Origin of the sequence: Campylobacter sp. RM9333, assembly GCF_020137705.1 — a bacterium.
In the GTDB taxonomy this organism is placed as follows: Bacteria; Campylobacterota; Campylobacteria; order Campylobacterales; family Campylobacteraceae; genus Campylobacter_E.
The window spans coordinates 58036-74448 of the sequence record NZ_JACGAY010000002.1; the positions used below are offsets into that span (position 1 = coordinate 58036).

Genomic DNA, 16413 nt, shown 5'->3' on the forward strand with positions numbered 1-16413 from the left:
TCCCTTTTATTCAACCTACTTTTTAAACTTACTTGTTAGAATTAAAAAAAACTTTTAAGGATAATTATGAAATATGTTTTATTTGATACAGAAACTACAGGAAATACAGAATTAGATAGGATTATTCAAGTAGGTGCTTTGGTAATTGATAGTGAAAAATATGAATTTAATGAAATAGAATATGCTGAAAATATTTTTGACAATATACAAGAGAGAAAAGTTTTAGTATTTGATGAATTATGCAGTAGTGAAGTAAAGATTTCTTTTGAAGCTATGGAAGTTCATAATATAACCCCTGAAATGCTTATTAATAAGCCAAAATTTAGTGAAACGAAATTTTCAAAAATGCTAAATGAGCTTAATTCAAACGAAAATTACTTAATAGCTCATAATATTAAGTTTGATTTAGGAATGTTAGAAAAAGAAGGCTTTCAAAATAATTTTAAATTAATTGATACTTATAAGTGCGCTAAGGCTATTTTTCCTGACTTTAATCATCACAGATTGCAATATTTAAGATATTTTTTAGGGCTTTATAAAATTGAACAAGAAGAAGCACAAAAATTAGGAATAATTATAAAAGCTCATGATGCAATAGGTGATGTTTTGGTTATGAAATTATTATTAGATGAATTATTAAAGCATAAAAACTATGAAGAATTGCACGAAATTACAAAAGCCCCATTAATTAGCACTAAATTTAGCTTTGGTAAATACAAGGGCAAAAGTTTTGATGAGGTTAGAGCTGTTGATAATGGATATTTATTGTGGGCTATGAATAATTTAGATGATGAAGATTTAAAATATTCTATCAAGAAATTTTTAGGATTAATTTGAGAATTTAAATCTCAAATTATCATTTTTTCTATGTTATATTTTCTATATAATTAATGTTATTATCGTTTATTGCTATTAAATCTATGCAATAATTTAAATTATTATAATCTTCATAATGTTGATTAAAAATATAAATAGATTTTATAATTCTTTCTAATTTTTTTGGTGTTAAATAATATTCGCTTTCATAATTTTTGCTTGATTTTACTTCAATAAAATGCAAGGTTTTATCCTTTAAAGCGATTATGTCAATTTCTCCAAATTTGGTTTTATAATTTGTTTTAATTATTTTAAAATTATTTTTTTCTAAGTATTTTTTAGCTTTTTGTTCGTTTTCATAGCCAAAAATATATGACTTTAGTCCTTTTATACTCTTATTTAATAAGTTCTCTTGCTTCATTTATTAAATCTTCGTTAGGATAAATTCCACAAAAGTATTCAAAAGCAAGGGCTGCTTGAAAAATAAGCATATCAAGTCCATCTTGAGTAATAATATTTGGATTTTTTAACTTACAAAAATCTAAAAATATATCGTGATTATATGCTAAATCATAAGCAATTTTTGTATTTTTTGCTAGTTTTTCTAAAAGATTTTCTTCTAAAGGTAGTAGATTTTTTAAACTTGCGCTTGTTGAGTTTATAATTAAATCAAATTCAAATTCATCTAATGCCGTATGAACTTCGCATAAAAAATCATCTTTTTTACTTCTATTAATTACTTTGGTTTTTATATTATTTTTTGCTAAAGAATAATAAACAGCCCTAGCAGCCCCACCAGCTCCTATTATTAAGGCATTGTTTATTTTGTAATTTTTTATAGGTTCATAAAACCCAAATATATCAGTATTATAAGCTTTTAAAATTCCATTATCATTTATTATAGTATTTGCCGCTTTTGTGTTTATAACGCCTTCATCTTTATAATTTGCTAGTATTGCAACTTCTTCTTTATAAGGTAAAGTTACATTAACACCTTTATATTTTAAAATTGTGTTTTTTAAATCATTTGGATTTTCTACTAAAATTTTCTCATAATTAGCATTTATATTTAATCTTTCATACCATAGATTATGAATTATAGGAGATTTTGAGTGAGCGATAGGATTTCCTATCACTCCGTAAATATTATTTTGCATGATAATAAAATGCGTCTTTTTTCACATTATCTCTTACAAATTTTAAGGCATTTGCTTTATCAGAATTTGAATAAGGTCCTACAATTACTCTACTCATACCTTTATTATCAGTAACTACTTTATATTGTAATCCTAGCGTATCTAGTTTTTTAATTTCGTGTGATTTTAGGTCAATATTTTTACCTGCATATACTTGAATATAGCTTCCATTATCACTTGTAGTAGGTGCTTTATTTGCTGGTTTTTCTTGTTGAGCAACTGGCTTTTTAACATTTAATGTATCAAATACTGAGTTTTCTTGTTTTGTTGTTTGAGTAGTTTGCTTTTTCTCTTCTACAACCACAGGCTTTTTCTCTTCAACTACAGCAGGTTTTACTTCTTCTTTAGGAGTTTCAAGTGCTGGTGTAGGTTGTTGATTTGCTTTTGCTAATTCTTTTACAACATTTTGAACTTCTTGAGATTTTTTAGGTTCTGGTTCTACTATATTATTTTCTTTTTTTAATCTTTCTTCTAAAGATGTAAAATCATCACTAAAACCATCATTTTCACTTTTTAAATTCTCAAAAACTTCATTATCTTGAGCTTTTTGTTCAAATGTAGCATTAGGTTCTATCGGTGGTAATGGGCTTTTTTGACTATCTCCATTGCTTATTAATTTATATATAATTAAGGCAATTAGAAAAACTATTATGCCTATAATTATCTTAAATAACATTTGTTTTTGTTTATTCTTTTTGTTGTTACTTTCTAAAACTAAATCTTCAAATTTATTGTGTTCTTGCATTTTCAATCCTTTACATATGTTTTGACCAAGATGCCCCACGCTCTTTTTGATAAATTTCATAAGGTAATGCTAAAATATTGTATTCCTTAGGCATATCAAGTGTTGGAAATACTCTCCATTCAACGGGCATTTTTTGAGCCAACATTGCACTTAGTTTATTAGCTAATCCACAACCTTCGGCAAATGCAGTATGACCTTTGTGAATATATAAATGAAGATGACCTGGCGTTTTGCTTTTATAAGCTGTGAAATTAATGAAACCTTCTTCTCTTAATAATAATTGAGCTCTATGCCAAAATTTTTCAGTATTAAAACCATTGTAGTCAAATACTATATTTTCTACTTTATCTTGTGCATTTATTAAATTGTGAGCTATTGTTATTTTACCTTCTGAATGTTCTCTTATTAAGCTTGGAGATAAAAACTCATTAACTCTTTCATACTTATTAAAAAAAGTTCTACCTTTATGCTCAATTTTGCTTACTATAGTATCTCTTTTTATAAAATAATGTGAATTAATCATTTTAATTAAGGCTAATTCATTGCTTGTTAACATTTTAAGTCCTTATATAATGGGAAATTTTCGCTTAATTTTAGCGTAGTTTCTTTTGCTTTTTTTATAATTTCATCGTTATTTAAATTCTTTAGCACTAGGCTTATTGTCTGTGCTATTATTTTCATTTCTTCTTCTTTCATACCACGAGCACTAAGTGCAGCAGTGCCAAGTCTTAATCCACTTGTAATAAAAGGAGAACGCTTTTCGTTAGGAACGCTATTTTTATTAGCTGTAATACCTGCTTTTTCTAATGCTATTTGAGCATCTTTTCCGCTAAATTCACAATCACTAAAATCCATTAACAATAAGTGATTGTCAGTTCCACCACTTACTAATTTAAATCCTTCTTTTAGCAATTCATCGGCTAATACCTTGCAATTTTTTATAACTTGATTAGCGTATGTTTTCCAACTTTCATCAAGATTATATTTAAATCCAACTGCTTTTGCTGCAATAATATGCATTAATGGACCACCTTGAAGGTTAGGAAAGATTGCTGAATTTATTTTTTTTGCAAGTTCTTCATCATTAGTCATTATTATCCCACCTCTTGGCCCTCTTAGAGTTTTATGAGTTGTTGAAGTTACTATGTGAGCGTGTGGAAATGGGCTTGGGTGAAGATTAGCTACTACAAGACCGGCAATATGTGCAATATCAGCTAATAAAAATGCTCCTACTTTATCAGCAATTTTACGAAATCTTTCAAAATCAATTATTCTAGCATAAGCACTAGCACCACAAACTATTAATTTTGGTTTTACTTCTAGGGCAATTTTTTCAATTTCATCATAATTTAAATAACCATTTTCATCCACTCCGTAGCTATAGCTAGTATATACTTTGCCACTTGCATTTACCTTTGAGCCGTGAGTTAAATGCCCGCCTGCACTTAAATCCATTCCTAAAATAATATCTCCTGGATTTAATAATGCTGCGTATGCACCTTGATTTGCTTGTGAGCCTGAATGGGGTTGAACATTTGCGTAATTACAATTAAATAATTTTTTACAACGCTCAATTGCTAAAACTTCTGCTTTATCAACGATTTCACAACCACCATAATATCTTTTTGATGGATAGCCTTCTGCGTATTTATTTGTAAGAATACTACCTGTAGCCATCATAACTTCAGGAAAAGTGAAATTCTCACTAGCAATCATTTCTAAATTCTCATTTTGTCTTTTAAATTCTTCTTTTATAATTTCATTAATTTCTGTATCAAATATCATCTTAACCCCTTTTTTTTATATAAATTCTCGCTAGTAATCATTCACAAATTGAAATTATCAATCCTTTTTAGGACGCATAGCAGGGAATAATATTACATCTTTGATTGATTTTTTGTTAGTTAGCATCATAACAAGTCTATCAATTCCTATGCCCTCACCTGCAGTTGGTGCCATACCAAACCCTAACGCATTTACGAAATCTTCATCCATTTCGCATGCTTCGTCATTTCCAGCTTTTTTAGCTTCTACTTGAGCCAAAAATCTTTCGTATTGATCAAGTGGGTCATTTAATTCGTTAAATCCATTTGCTAGTTCTTTTCCAGCTATAAACAATTCAAATCTCTCAGCTATTTCAGGATTTTCATCACTTCTTCTACTTAATGGACTAATTGATACTGGAAAATCCGTAATAAATGTAGGATTTATAAGTTTATCTTCTACATAATTATCAAATAATTCTGCTTGTAAATGTCCTAAATCTAATTTTTCATTTGCTTCAAATCCATCAGCCTTTAATTTCTTTAAAATTGCAGCTTTATCATTTACTATAGCAGCATCAATACCACCTATTTGAACTAAGGCATCTTTATATGGAATTTTTGCAAATGGAGTGCTAAAATCTATTTGCTTATCATCGTATGTAATAGTAGTGCTAAGTCCTAAGTGAGCTATTAATTTGCTTAATAAATCTTCAGTTAAATTCATTAAATCCTTATAATTATGATAAGCCCAATAAAACTCAATCGTGCTAAATTCAGGATTGTGAGTAAGATCCATTCCTTCGTTTCTAAAGCAACGATTTAATTCAAATACAGCTTCAAAACCACCAACTATTAAGCGTTTTAAGTGAAGTTCAGGTGCAATTCTTAAAAATCTATCAACACCTAAAGTATTATGATGAGTAATGAATGGTCTTGCGTTAGCTCCGCCTGCAATTTCGTGCATCATAGGAGTTTCAACTTCTAAAAATCCTAGATTTTCAAAATATCTTCTAACAAATGAAACAATCTTACTTCTATTAACAAAATCTTGTCTAATTTCAGCATTCATAATCATATCAAGATATCTTTGTCTATAGCGGCTTTCCATATCCACTAAGCCGTGAAATTTTTCAGGTAATACGCAAATACTTTTAGTAACTAAATCTAATTTATCTACATGAATACTAAATTCGCCTTTTTTTGTTACGAAAGCATAACCACGAACTTTGATAATATCGCCTACTTCTATGAGTTTTTTGATATTATCAAACCAAGTTTCATCAATTGTGCTTTTATTAAAATAAATCTGAATTGAGCCACTAAAGTCTTCAATGTTCGCAAAAACGGCTTTCCCACCATCACGCATAAATTTAATTCTACCGATTAATTCACAGATTTCTTCTGCTTTTTTTTCTTCAAGTTCATTTATGAAATCATATTTATCTTTAAATTCTTTTATACTCATCGGTTTTGTTACAAAATGAGAATAAGGATTAATACCTAAAGACCTTAGCTCGTTAGCTTTACTAATTTTTTGCTGTTCTAGTGGGTTTTCAAACATATTTTTACCTTTCTTTATATTAAATTATTTTTTTTGACATTCTTTGCAAGTTCCATATAATTGCATTAAATGGCTTGATAGTTTAAAACCATGTTCTTTTGCAATTTTTAATTGTCTTTGCTCTACTATATCATCTTGAAATTCTATAATTTTATTACAAGATTTACAAATCATATGGTCGTGGTGTGGCTTGTTTGCAAGCTCAAATTTTTTACCTGCAGTTCCAAAAGAAATTGAAGTTACCATTCCTGATTCTTCTAAAAGATTTAAAGTTCTATAAATTGTTGCGATACCTATGTTTTGATTAGGATCCATTTCTTTTAATGCTTCATAAAGTTCATCTGGAGTGCAGTGTTCGTCATTGTTATAAAGTAATTTTAATAAACTTTCTCTTTGTTTTGTGTATTTTAATCCACTTGTTTTTAGAATTTTTTTAAATTCTTCTAATAATACATCGTATTCCATATTTTCCATGTTTTCTCCTTTTATTTTGAATTTTCTTCTTTTAATTCATTATTTAATAAATTTTCTTTTTTTGTATTTATAGTATTTTGAATCGCTTGTATATTAGCGATTGCTCCACCTGTTTGAATTAAGACAGGATACATCATACTATTTGCAAAAAATTGGTTTACTTTACTATTTATTATAGGTAAGGCATTTATACAAGATGCAATTATAGAAAAAATTATAAATATTTTTCCAGCGCAAAATATAAATCCCATAATTTTATCAATTATTCCAAGTCCGCTTAAGGCTACTAGTTTTGATATTATTCTTCCTAAAATAAGAAAAATTCCCCAAACTATAACTAAAGTTATAACAAAACCACATAGGTTTAATAAAAGCTCATTATCGCTTTTATAAACATATTGATTAATTAATGCCCCTACTTTTTCTGAATTGCTAGTGCTTACATATACGCCTACTAAAATACCAGCTAATCCAAAACCTTCTTTAATAAGTCCTGAAATAATTCCACCAATACCTAAAATTAGCGTTACGCCAATTATTACACAATCTAGTATTAAGCCGCTATTCATATCAAATTCACTAGCTCATTATATTGAGTGCTATATCTTAAAGCAAGCTCACGAGTGATTAAACCAGAGCGAACCGCTTCAACTAAGCTTTGTGTTTGGGTTTTCATACCTGTGCCTTGTTGATTTAACTGCATTTGTGAATATATTTGATGGTTTTTGTTTTCACGAATAAGGTTTGCAATAGCCATATTATTAATCATAATTTCATGAATTGCTAAACGACCACCACCTTTTTTAGGTATTAAGCTTTGTGCTATAACTGCTTGTAATGAAAACGATAACATATTTCTAATTTGGTCTTGCTCTCCACCACTAAAGCTATCTACGATACGGTTGATTGTTTGCATAGCTGAGTTTGTGTGTAGGGTTCCAAATACTAAGTGACCTGTTTCAGCTGCTGTAATTGCTGCTGCTATTGTTTCTCTATCTCTCATCTCACCGATTAAGATAATATCAGGGTCTTGTCTTAAAGCATATTTTAAAGCTGTTTGAAAGCTTTTAGTATCTATATCAACGTTTCTGTAAGAAAATACTGATTTTTTGTTTTTATGCATAAATTCAACTGGGTGTTCTATGGTTAAAATATGCTTACTTTCTGTTGCGTTGATTTCATTTAACATTGCTGCTAGAGTTGTTGATTTACCAGAACCTGTTGGACCTGTTACAAGAATTAGTCCTTTTTCTTTTTTGATTAATTCTTTAAAAATTGGTGGTGCTTTTAAATCATCTAAACTAGGGATATTTTCAGGAATTAGACGAAATGCAGCTGCAAGTTTTCCTTCTTCAACATAGTAATAGTTTGCCCTAAAACGCCCTACTCCTTCAACTGCATAAGCGAAGTCTAGTTCTCTTTCTTCTTCTAAGGTTGCTTTTTGTGCGTCTGATAAAATGCTATAACAAGAAGCTTTAATAATTTCAGAATTTAAAACAGCAAATTCCAAATCATTCAAAGTTCCGTGAATTCTTAAAAGTGGTTTTCTACCAGGAATAAAGTGCAAATCACTCGCATCATTTTCTTTCATAAATGTTAAAATTCCATTCATTTGAATGGTATTAACGCTATCTTGAGTTTGAATATTTTCTTCCATTTATTTTCCTTATTCTATGATTTTAGGTACAGAGAAAAAATGTCCATTTGTAGATGGTGCATTTTTTAAAATATCTTCAATAACTTCTGATTTTTGTGGTATATCTTCTCTTAGTGGAGTATAATTTAAATTATTGATTTTTAAATTATTAGTATCAATTTCATTTAAATTATCTACGAATTTTAAAATATCATCAAAATCAGCAATTAGTTCTTTTCTTACATTATCATTTAACCTAATTGATGATAATTTTTCTAATCTTTCTAATAGCTTTTCATTGACTACCATAAGTTCACCTTGCTTTAATAAAATTTCATCTGATTATATAATAAAAATTTAATATAGCACTAAATTTATCAAGATTTACGAAAAATTGTTACAATTTCAGCTTTAATTTTATTAATTTTTAAGGAATTTAATTTGAAAGAAAATTCATATAGCGTAGAAGAATTTGGCATTAAAGTTGAAAGATTTATTAGAAAATACAAATTTCTTTTTATATTTTTGATAATCGTAATTGTTGCTTATTTTGTTATAACATCTATTAATGATTCTATAAAACAAAAAACAAAAGAAGAAGCAAATGCTTTATATAATGAGCTATTAATTACTAAAAATAATGATAAATTAAATCAATTAAAATCTTTAAATCCTAATTTATATTTAGCAGTGCTTTTAGATGAAAAATATTTAGATGAATTATTACAATTTAATCCTAGTAATGAGGATAAATTATTGTTAGAAATTTATAAAGCTAGAGAATTTAAATCAGATTTTTTCTTAACAGATTTAAAAACAATACAAGAAGCTTATGCGTTGTTAAAAGATAATAAAATTAAAGAAGCTGAAGTAAAACTTAATTCAATAAGTGCAAATTCTGTATTTTTAAGAATTGCTAATAATTTAAAACATTATCAAGGTAACCAATGAAAAAATATTCTTTAATAGCTTTATCTTTAGTATTTTTAGCGGCTTGTTCAGGTTCAAAACAATACTATAAGCCAGAAAATACTCAAAAGCTTACAACAATTAAAACGAAAAATGATAATATCTTGAAGAATTTTAAAGGCTATGAAATCATTAACAAACAAGATAATATCTTATATTTATCTAATGATTTAGGATTTTTAAAAATCTTAAAAGATAAAGAAGTAATTTTTGATAAGAAATTTGATGCAAAAATTGTAAGTATCGCAACAGAAGGCAATAAAGCTGTAATGGTTGATGCTTTGAATAATATAATAATATTTGATTTGTTAGAACAAAAATATTTATTTAGTGAAAACTACGGACAAGCAAATGGAGTGGTGAAAAAATTAGCAAATCCTAGTTTCAATAACAATGTGATAATAATTCCTAGCTTAGATGGCAAATTAATCGTTATCAATAACAATACCAATACTTTTATAAGAAGTATAAATGTAGGAACTCAAGAATTTTTTAATAATGTTGTATTTTTAAAAGCTGATAGTGAAAAATTAATCGCAGCAAGTTCTAGTAAGGTATTTACAATAATTGATAATAAAACATATACTAAACTAATCAATATTAAAAAGGCTTTAGAAAAAGATAATTATATTTATATTTTATCAAATGAAGGCGTAATTTATAAATTTGATTATTTATTAAATGAAATTACAAAAATTAAATTTAAATATGCAAACTATAGTGATGTTTATGTTTATAATAACTTTATTTATGCTTTAGAGCATAATGGATACTTGATAAAATTAGATGATAAATTAAACGAATTAGCTGTTTATAATTTAGATTCTAAAATAGATTCAGGTGCTTATTTTAAGGATAATATTTTATTTTATAATAACAAAAGCTATGAATTGAAATGACTTTAATTGATATTGGAAACACAACAGCTTGTGTTTATAAAGAAGAACATGCAAAAAGGATAGAGTTAAAAGACTTTATCCCAAACTCTTTTAAAGAAAAAGTATTTTATATAAGTGTAAATTCTAATTTTTCTACACTACCTAATAACTATATTAATCTTGAACCTTATTTTAGTCTTAATACTTCTTATGTTGGTTTGGGTGTTGATAGAATTGCTTCTTGTTATTGCATTGATTCTGGCATTATTGTAGATGCTGGTAGTGCAATTACAATTGATAAAATGAGTGGCGGTAAACATTTAGGCGGATTTATTTTGCCAGGTATTCAATCATATCTTAATGCTTATAAGAATATTTCTTGTAGATTAGATTATGAATTAAATACATCTATTGATTTAAATTCGTTACCAAATTCCACAAAAGACGCTATTAGCTACGGGATAATTTCAAGTGTTGTAAATAGTATTAATGATTTTGCCAATGATGAGATAATTTATCTAACTGGTGGAGACGCAAGCTTTTTAAGTCAGTTTTTTAAAAACGCAATAAATGAAAAAAATTTAGTATTTCAAGGAATGCAAAAATTAATTAAAGACTTGAATTTATAAATAAATAAAATTATCATTAAAAAAATTACAAAAAGGATGGAGTATGGCACAACATTTTGATGTTATAGTAGTTGGTGGTGGAATTAGTGGAGCGGCTTTGTTTTATGAGCTTAGCAAATATACAAATGTAAAAAAAGTGGCATTAATAGAAAAATATCACGCATTAAGCACTCTCAATTCTAAAGGCACTAGCAATTCTCAAACAATTCATAGCGGAGATATAGAAACAAATTATACTTATGAAAAAGCTTCAAAAGTAAAACCTAACGCTGATATGATTGTAAATTACGCAAAATTAGTAAAAGCAGAAGAGAAGTTTATGTTTTCTCATCAAAAAATGGCTTTAGCTGTTGGTGAAGAAGAATGTGCTTTTATGCAAAAAAGATATGAAGAATTTAAAGATATTTATCCTTATATTAGAAAGTTTGATAAAGCAGAAATAAAAAGAATAGAGCCAAAAGTAGTAGAAGCTTTAGGTGGTGGTGATAGACCTGAAGAAATATTTGCAATGGGTGCATTAGCAGGGGATTGTTATACAACGGTTGATTTTGGCAAAATGAGCGAGAGTTTAGCTGAAGAAGCAATGAAAGCTAATCAAGAAAATCAAATGTTTTTTAATGAAGAAATTGTAAATATTTATAAAAAAGGCGATGTTTTTTATTTAATTAGTGCTAACAAGACTGAATTTAGTGCGAATTTCGTAGTGGTAAATGCAGGTGCTCATTCATTGTTTTTAGCACATAAGATGGGTTATGGTCTTGATTACGCCTGTTTGCCTGTTGCAGGTAGCTTTTATCTAACTAAAAAGCATTTATTAAATGGTAAAGTTTATATGGTTCAAAATCCAAAATTACCTTTTGCAGCATTACACGGCGACCCTGATATTTTATGTGATATGAATACTCGTTTTGGTCCGACTGCTTTAGTATTACCTAAGCTTGAGCGTTATCACGGGCTTAAGAGTTTGCCTGAATTTTTTACAACTTTACGCCTTGATGGAACTACTATTAAAATATTGCTTGATTTAATGAAAGATAGCACTATTAGAAATTATATTTTAAGAAATTTCTTATTTGAAGTGCCATATCTTAATAAAAATCTTTTCGTAAAAGACGCTAGAAAAATCGTCCCAAGTCTTACAACTGATGATATAACTTACGCAAAAGGTTTTGGTGGAGTTCGCCCACAAGTGCTAAACAAAACTGAAAAGAAATTAATGCTAGGCGAAGCTAGTATAGTGCCACAAAATCAAGGAATAATCTTTAATATGACCCCAAGTCCAGGTGCGACTAGTTGTATGGGAAATGCTTTAAGAGATTTAAGAATGGTGGTTGATTATTTAAAACTTGAATTTAACGAAGAACTATTCAATAAAGAACTAAGGGGATAAAATGAAAAAAACAAAAATAATAGCAACTTTAGGGCCTGCAAGCGATAGCGAAGAATGTATAAGAGAAATGATAAAAGCAGGTGTTAATGTATTTCGTTTAAATTTTTCTCACGGCTCTCATGAATATCATAAAGCGAATTTAGATAAGGTAAGAAAAATAGCTGAAGAATTAGGCGAAAATATCGGAGTATTACAAGATATTTCAGGGCCAAAGATTAGGGTATTAGAACTTCCCGAGCCATTTTTATTAAAAAAAGGCGATAGATTAGATATTTATAGACATACAATAAAGGCTAATCAAAAAGCACAAAATCACTATGAAGTAAGCACAAATTATAATGAAATTCTAGGTGCAGTAAGAGTTAGCGAAGCTATATATTTATGCGATGGTTCTATTAAAGTAATAGTTGAAGATGTAAATCAAGATTATTTAAAATGCCAAGTTCAAAACGATGGAAAATTAGCGTCAAATAAAGGTATAAATTTCCCTAACACAAAAATCAATATAGAAGTAATTACTAAAAAAGATAAAGATGATTTATTGTGGGGTGTTAAAAATGATGTTGATTATATGGCAATATCTTTTGTTCAAAACGCTTATGATATCAAAAATGCTAAGCAAATATTAGCCGAAAACGGAAATAAAACTGCTGTTTTTGCAAAGATTGAAAAATTTGACGCTGTTGAGAATATAGATGAAATTCTTAATGTAAGCGATGGGATAATGGTTGCTCGTGGGGATTTAGGAATAGAAGTTCCTTTTTATAAGGTTCCAAGCATACAAAAATCAATAATTAAAAAAGCTAATGAAATAGGTAAGCCAGTAATTACTGCAACTCAAATGCTATTTTCTTTAGCAAATAACAAAAGTGCAACTAGAGCAGAGATAAGCGATGTTGCAAATGCTGTGTTAGATGGAACTGATGCTGTTATGCTTAGCGAAGAAAGTGCAGTTGGGATTGACCCTGTAAATGCCGTTAGCATTATGGCTGCAACGATTAGCGAAGTAGAGAAAATCTATCCATATTGCAATTTTAATCATGATAAAAAAGATATGACAGATACCATCGCAGCATCAGCTGTGCAACTTGCAAAAGATATTAATGCAGACGCATTGATTTGTCTTACAAGTAGTGGTGCAAGTGTTAAAAAAATGGCAAGATATAGACCTGATACAAAGATAATAACAATGAGCCATTGTGATAAAACACTAAAAAGCCTTAGTATTTGTTGGGGTCTTAGTGAAGCTTATGTGGTTGATAAGGCAGGTAGTTTGCACGAACTTTTACAAAATTGTGTAAGAGTAGGGGTAAAAAAAGGCATTATGGATAAAAGTAAAAATTATGTTATCACAGCAGGTTATCCTGTAGGAGAAACAGGTAGCACGAATTTAATCAGAGTTCTTGGAAAAGAACAAATAGAGTATTATTTAAACTTGTAGAAAAAAAGGAATTTAAAATAGGCTTTTGCTTATTTTAAATTCTAAAAAATGAATGATATTTAAACTTATATTAAATAATAATTATTATAATACTTATCAATAATTATGAAAGGAAGTTTAAATGAAGAGAATATTCTTAAGCTCAACTTTAGCTTGTGTTTTAGCAAGTTCTTTAAATGCTAGTTATGTAATAAAACCAAACGAAATGATTGATATTTATGATGATAGTATTAATAAAACTAGCATTCAAGCAAATCTTATTAAGTCTTTAAATCCAGATGATAGTTTTAAATGGCATTATGCAAGATATTTTGAAGGCAAATCAAAAACTGATTTATATTTTAGAGATATTAGCGTAAGAGATGATAAATTACTAGCAGCAGGGAGCTATCATTCATCAATAGTGTTATTTGACTTAAAAAATGACAATATTGTTTATAATGATTTTTATGCGATAAAAGATGCTGATCATTCTGAATTAGGTAAGAAATATCCAGAAGCTACCGACGATGCAAAAAAACAAGAAAAAGTTAAAGAAGATAGCAAAACAGATAATAACGATGATGATGAGTGGAGTGGGGCAAGTGAGCTTTTCGTAGAGCAAGTAGAATTTATAGATGATAAAACTGCTTTTGTAAATACTATGCCAAAATATTTAGGAAGAGATAATAAAAATGCTAGACCATATTTGCACCATTCAGGACTACATAAAATAAAATTAGATAATAGCGGTGATTTAAAGGAATTAGCTTTTTTAAAGGGTGAATATTTTTTGTTTAGAAAATACAAAGATGGTGTAATTGCTTTAGATGATAAAGAAACTTTTAGTATTTTTGATAAGAATTTAAAATTGATAAAAAGCTTTAAGATTAAAGATGTAGTAAAGGCTGATGTTAGGCTTGATAGATTATTTGTGCTTTTAAAAGGCGAAAATAAAGGCATTTATGAATACGATATTAAAAAATCTAAACTAAATAAAATCGCAGATTTTAACGCACAATATTTTGGTCGTCCTATAAAAGCTACTACAAGCCCTTTTTTAGTAAGTCCTGATGCAAAAAATATTTATTATGCAACACCACATAATTATAATTCTAAGCTATGTAAAGTAAGTGTATTAAACCACACAACAGAGTGTTCAAATACAGGTTTTGCTTTATATTCTGGCTCTTATGCTATTAGTCCAGATGGTAAAACTTTGGCTTATACTTTTGGAGATAGATTAGGGCAAACTAGTATTTTTAATATTGAAAATAAGCCGTATTTAGCAGGAAGTATTAAGGGTGGGAATGTAAGTTATGCCGCTACATTTAAAGACAATAATACATTAATTGTTTCTAATAATCGTAGAAATATTGATATTTATGATTTATCAAAAGGCAAAAGCATTAGCATAGACGATAAATTTGAGAATTTAAAAGCAAATATTTTTAGTTTTATCGCACCAAATATGGAAAATATTAAAATTAAGATGAAAAATAGTGGTGGAAAAGAAAAAATAAAATCAGATATTATTTTTCCACAACATATTGATGGGATAAATATTGTGTATCTTTTACCTGATGAGTTTGCAGATTTTGTTGATGAAAAAGGTAAAATTTTTGCTTTACCAAAAAATGATTTAAGCGGGGAATTTAGCGTTATATTAAAGCTATGTGAAAACGGCAAAATAATTCGTGAAGAAGCCTTAACAACTCCATTTAATATAAAAGTTAGTAAGTGAAAGAATTTGTTTTTTCTTGTTTTAGCACAAAATGTGTTATTAAATTAGAAGCTAGTGAATATGAAGCTTCTAATTTGGCTATTAAATGTTTTGAGCTTTGTAAAAATCTACATTTAAAATATAATTATTTTGATAATTCTTCGCTGGTATCTAAAATTAATAATAAAAGCAAAAATCGTATAAAATTAGACCAGCAAACTATGATGATTTTGCAAAAACTCTCAAGTCTTAGTGAAATTACTAATTATGCTTTTGATATTACACTAATCAATAAAAAATTAAAAAACAATGCAAAATATGGTAAAAATTCATATTTTTTATCTAAAAAATTTATAGAATTTGAAGATATAAATACAAAAATTGACTTAGGTGGTGTGATTAAAGAATTTGCAGTTGATGAATGTGCTAAAATTTGTGAAAAATACAAATATGTGATTAATTTTGGAGGGGATTTAAAGACTAATAAAGAAATATTTGTAAATATTAAAAATCCTAAAAATCCACAAGAAGCTATTAAAAAATGGCAAATCTTAAATCAATCGCTAACAACTTCAGCACAATATGAAAGAGCAAATCACATAATAAATACAAAAGATTTTAAATATTCTCAAGTTAGTGTAATAGGAGAAAACACGCTTAGTTGCGGGGTATTTTCCACTGCTTTGTGCTTTGAAGAAATTATTTTGCCTAAAGAGTATTTAGCAATTTGCATTGATTTTAATAACGAAATAAAATACCAATCTAATCGTGACAGGTAATTTAATATATTTTAATTGAAGTTAAAATAAAGAGAGTTTTATTATATTACTTTAGAACAATCTTGATTAAAAATATTGTTACAAATGCTTGCTTTTTAGATATTTAAAGAAAAATAGCAATAATTTTTGTATTACTTTTGCAAAATAGATAAAATTACAAATACCACTGCTTGTTTTGCTCATTGCAACATAATTTTTATCAAAATCATAATTTAAGAATTTTTAAAAACTTAAATATATTTTTATGAATAGTGCTTAAAACTATTGTTTTTTATATTTTATTTGTAATATTTTACTAATTCTTAATATGTTTGTTTTGTTAAAATAATTAGAAGTTTCACTAAGTTTTATACTTATATTTAATATAGTTTTGTTGTGATTTTTTATATTTTGCTATCAATTTTAAATTCTATTTTTGCAAATAATTATAT

General features: G+C 27.7%; 18 protein-coding genes. 8 read left to right on the top strand and 10 right to left on the bottom strand.

Going from position 1 to position 16413, the window contains the following annotated elements; translation table 11 throughout:
• The first annotated feature begins 63 nt into the window (after positions 1-63).
• Positions 64-837: an exonuclease domain-containing protein gene (locus tag AVBRAN9333_RS01295; protein WP_214119975.1), complete on the top strand. Its 774-nt coding sequence runs from the start codon at positions 64-66 to the stop codon at positions 835-837.
• 28 nt (positions 838-865) lie between these two features.
• Here the strand turns inward: AVBRAN9333_RS01295 and AVBRAN9333_RS01300 are convergent, their stop codons facing one another.
• Genes AVBRAN9333_RS01300 through gatC form a run of 10 tightly spaced genes read right to left on the bottom strand, consistent with a single transcriptional unit; the run spans position 866 to position 8503 of the window.
• Complete coding sequence (locus tag AVBRAN9333_RS01300; protein ID WP_214119971.1) at positions 866-1237, bottom strand: YraN family protein; 372 nt, start codon at positions 1235-1237, stop codon at positions 866-868.
• A complete protein-coding gene (locus AVBRAN9333_RS01305; RefSeq protein ID WP_214149948.1) occupies positions 1212-1973 on the bottom strand; it encodes a shikimate dehydrogenase in 762 nt (253 codons plus the stop codon). Before AVBRAN9333_RS01305 ends, AVBRAN9333_RS01300 begins: the two co-directional genes overlap by 26 nt.
• Entirely contained in the window at positions 1963-2757 is a 795-nt protein-coding gene (locus AVBRAN9333_RS01310) for an SPOR domain-containing protein (protein WP_214149936.1), read from the bottom strand. The genes AVBRAN9333_RS01305 and AVBRAN9333_RS01310 overlap by 11 nt, the downstream gene beginning before the upstream one ends.
• A 10-nt stretch (positions 2758-2767) precedes the next feature.
• Positions 2768-3313, bottom strand: a complete 546-nt coding sequence (locus AVBRAN9333_RS01315) for a DUF1882 domain-containing protein (RefSeq protein ID WP_214116202.1) — start codon at positions 3311-3313, stop codon at positions 2768-2770.
• Positions 3307-4542: a serine hydroxymethyltransferase gene (gene glyA, locus AVBRAN9333_RS01320; protein WP_336607952.1), complete on the bottom strand. Its 1236-nt coding sequence runs from the start codon at positions 4540-4542 to the stop codon at positions 3307-3309. The genes AVBRAN9333_RS01315 and glyA overlap by 7 nt, the downstream gene beginning before the upstream one ends.
• Before the next feature lie 57 nt (positions 4543-4599).
• On the bottom strand, positions 4600-6084 hold the full coding sequence (lysS, locus tag AVBRAN9333_RS01325) for a lysine--tRNA ligase (RefSeq protein WP_214149933.1): 1485 nt from the start codon (positions 6082-6084) through the stop codon (positions 4600-4602).
• 24 nt (positions 6085-6108) lie between these two features.
• On the bottom strand, positions 6109-6558 hold the full coding sequence (locus AVBRAN9333_RS01330) for a Fur family transcriptional regulator (protein ID WP_214116209.1): 450 nt from the start codon (positions 6556-6558) through the stop codon (positions 6109-6111).
• A gap of 11 nt (positions 6559-6569) precedes the next feature.
• Positions 6570-7127: a CvpA family protein gene (locus tag AVBRAN9333_RS01335; RefSeq protein ID WP_214116211.1), complete on the bottom strand. Its 558-nt coding sequence runs from the start codon at positions 7125-7127 to the stop codon at positions 6570-6572.
• On the bottom strand, positions 7124-8170 hold the full coding sequence (locus tag AVBRAN9333_RS01340) for a type IV pilus twitching motility protein PilT (RefSeq protein WP_275592004.1): 1047 nt from the start codon (positions 8168-8170) through the stop codon (positions 7124-7126). Before AVBRAN9333_RS01340 ends, AVBRAN9333_RS01335 begins: the two co-directional genes overlap by 4 nt.
• Positions 8171-8224: 54 nt before the next feature.
• Complete coding sequence (gene gatC / locus AVBRAN9333_RS01345) at positions 8225-8503, bottom strand: Asp-tRNA(Asn)/Glu-tRNA(Gln) amidotransferase subunit GatC (protein WP_214116213.1); 279 nt, start codon at positions 8501-8503, stop codon at positions 8225-8227.
• A gap of 132 nt (positions 8504-8635) precedes the next feature.
• Between gatC and AVBRAN9333_RS01350 the strand changes: the two genes are divergently transcribed.
• The 7 genes from AVBRAN9333_RS01350 to AVBRAN9333_RS01380 all read left to right on the top strand — a co-directional run bounded on the left by AVBRAN9333_RS01350 (position 8636) and on the right by AVBRAN9333_RS01380 (position 15982).
• Positions 8636-9145, top strand: a complete 510-nt coding sequence (locus AVBRAN9333_RS01350) for a hypothetical protein (protein ID WP_214116215.1) — start codon at positions 8636-8638, stop codon at positions 9143-9145.
• Complete coding sequence (locus AVBRAN9333_RS01355; RefSeq protein ID WP_336609294.1) at positions 9142-10062, top strand: hypothetical protein; 921 nt, start codon at positions 9142-9144, stop codon at positions 10060-10062. Before AVBRAN9333_RS01350 ends, AVBRAN9333_RS01355 begins: the two co-directional genes overlap by 4 nt.
• On the top strand, positions 10059-10670 hold the full coding sequence (locus AVBRAN9333_RS01360; protein WP_214116219.1) for a type III pantothenate kinase: 612 nt from the start codon (positions 10059-10061) through the stop codon (positions 10668-10670). The genes AVBRAN9333_RS01355 and AVBRAN9333_RS01360 overlap by 4 nt, the downstream gene beginning before the upstream one ends.
• 43 nt (positions 10671-10713) lie before the next feature.
• Positions 10714-12060 (top strand): FAD-dependent oxidoreductase, encoded by a 1347-nt coding sequence (locus tag AVBRAN9333_RS01365; RefSeq protein WP_214150335.1) that lies wholly within the window; start codon positions 10714-10716, stop codon positions 12058-12060.
• Position 12061: 1 nt separating this feature from the next.
• Positions 12062-13501 (top strand): pyruvate kinase, encoded by a 1440-nt coding sequence (gene pyk / locus AVBRAN9333_RS01370; RefSeq protein WP_336609295.1) that lies wholly within the window; start codon positions 12062-12064, stop codon positions 13499-13501.
• Between the two features lie 121 nt (positions 13502-13622).
• Positions 13623-15224 carry a hypothetical protein gene (locus AVBRAN9333_RS01375; protein ID WP_336609296.1) on the top strand — a complete coding sequence of 534 codons (1602 nt, stop codon included), beginning with the start codon at positions 13623-13625 and terminating at the stop codon, positions 15222-15224.
• Positions 15221-15982, top strand: a complete 762-nt coding sequence (locus tag AVBRAN9333_RS01380; protein WP_336609297.1) for an FAD:protein FMN transferase — start codon at positions 15221-15223, stop codon at positions 15980-15982. The genes AVBRAN9333_RS01375 and AVBRAN9333_RS01380 overlap by 4 nt, the downstream gene beginning before the upstream one ends.
• Positions 15983-16413: the final 431 nt, after the last annotated feature.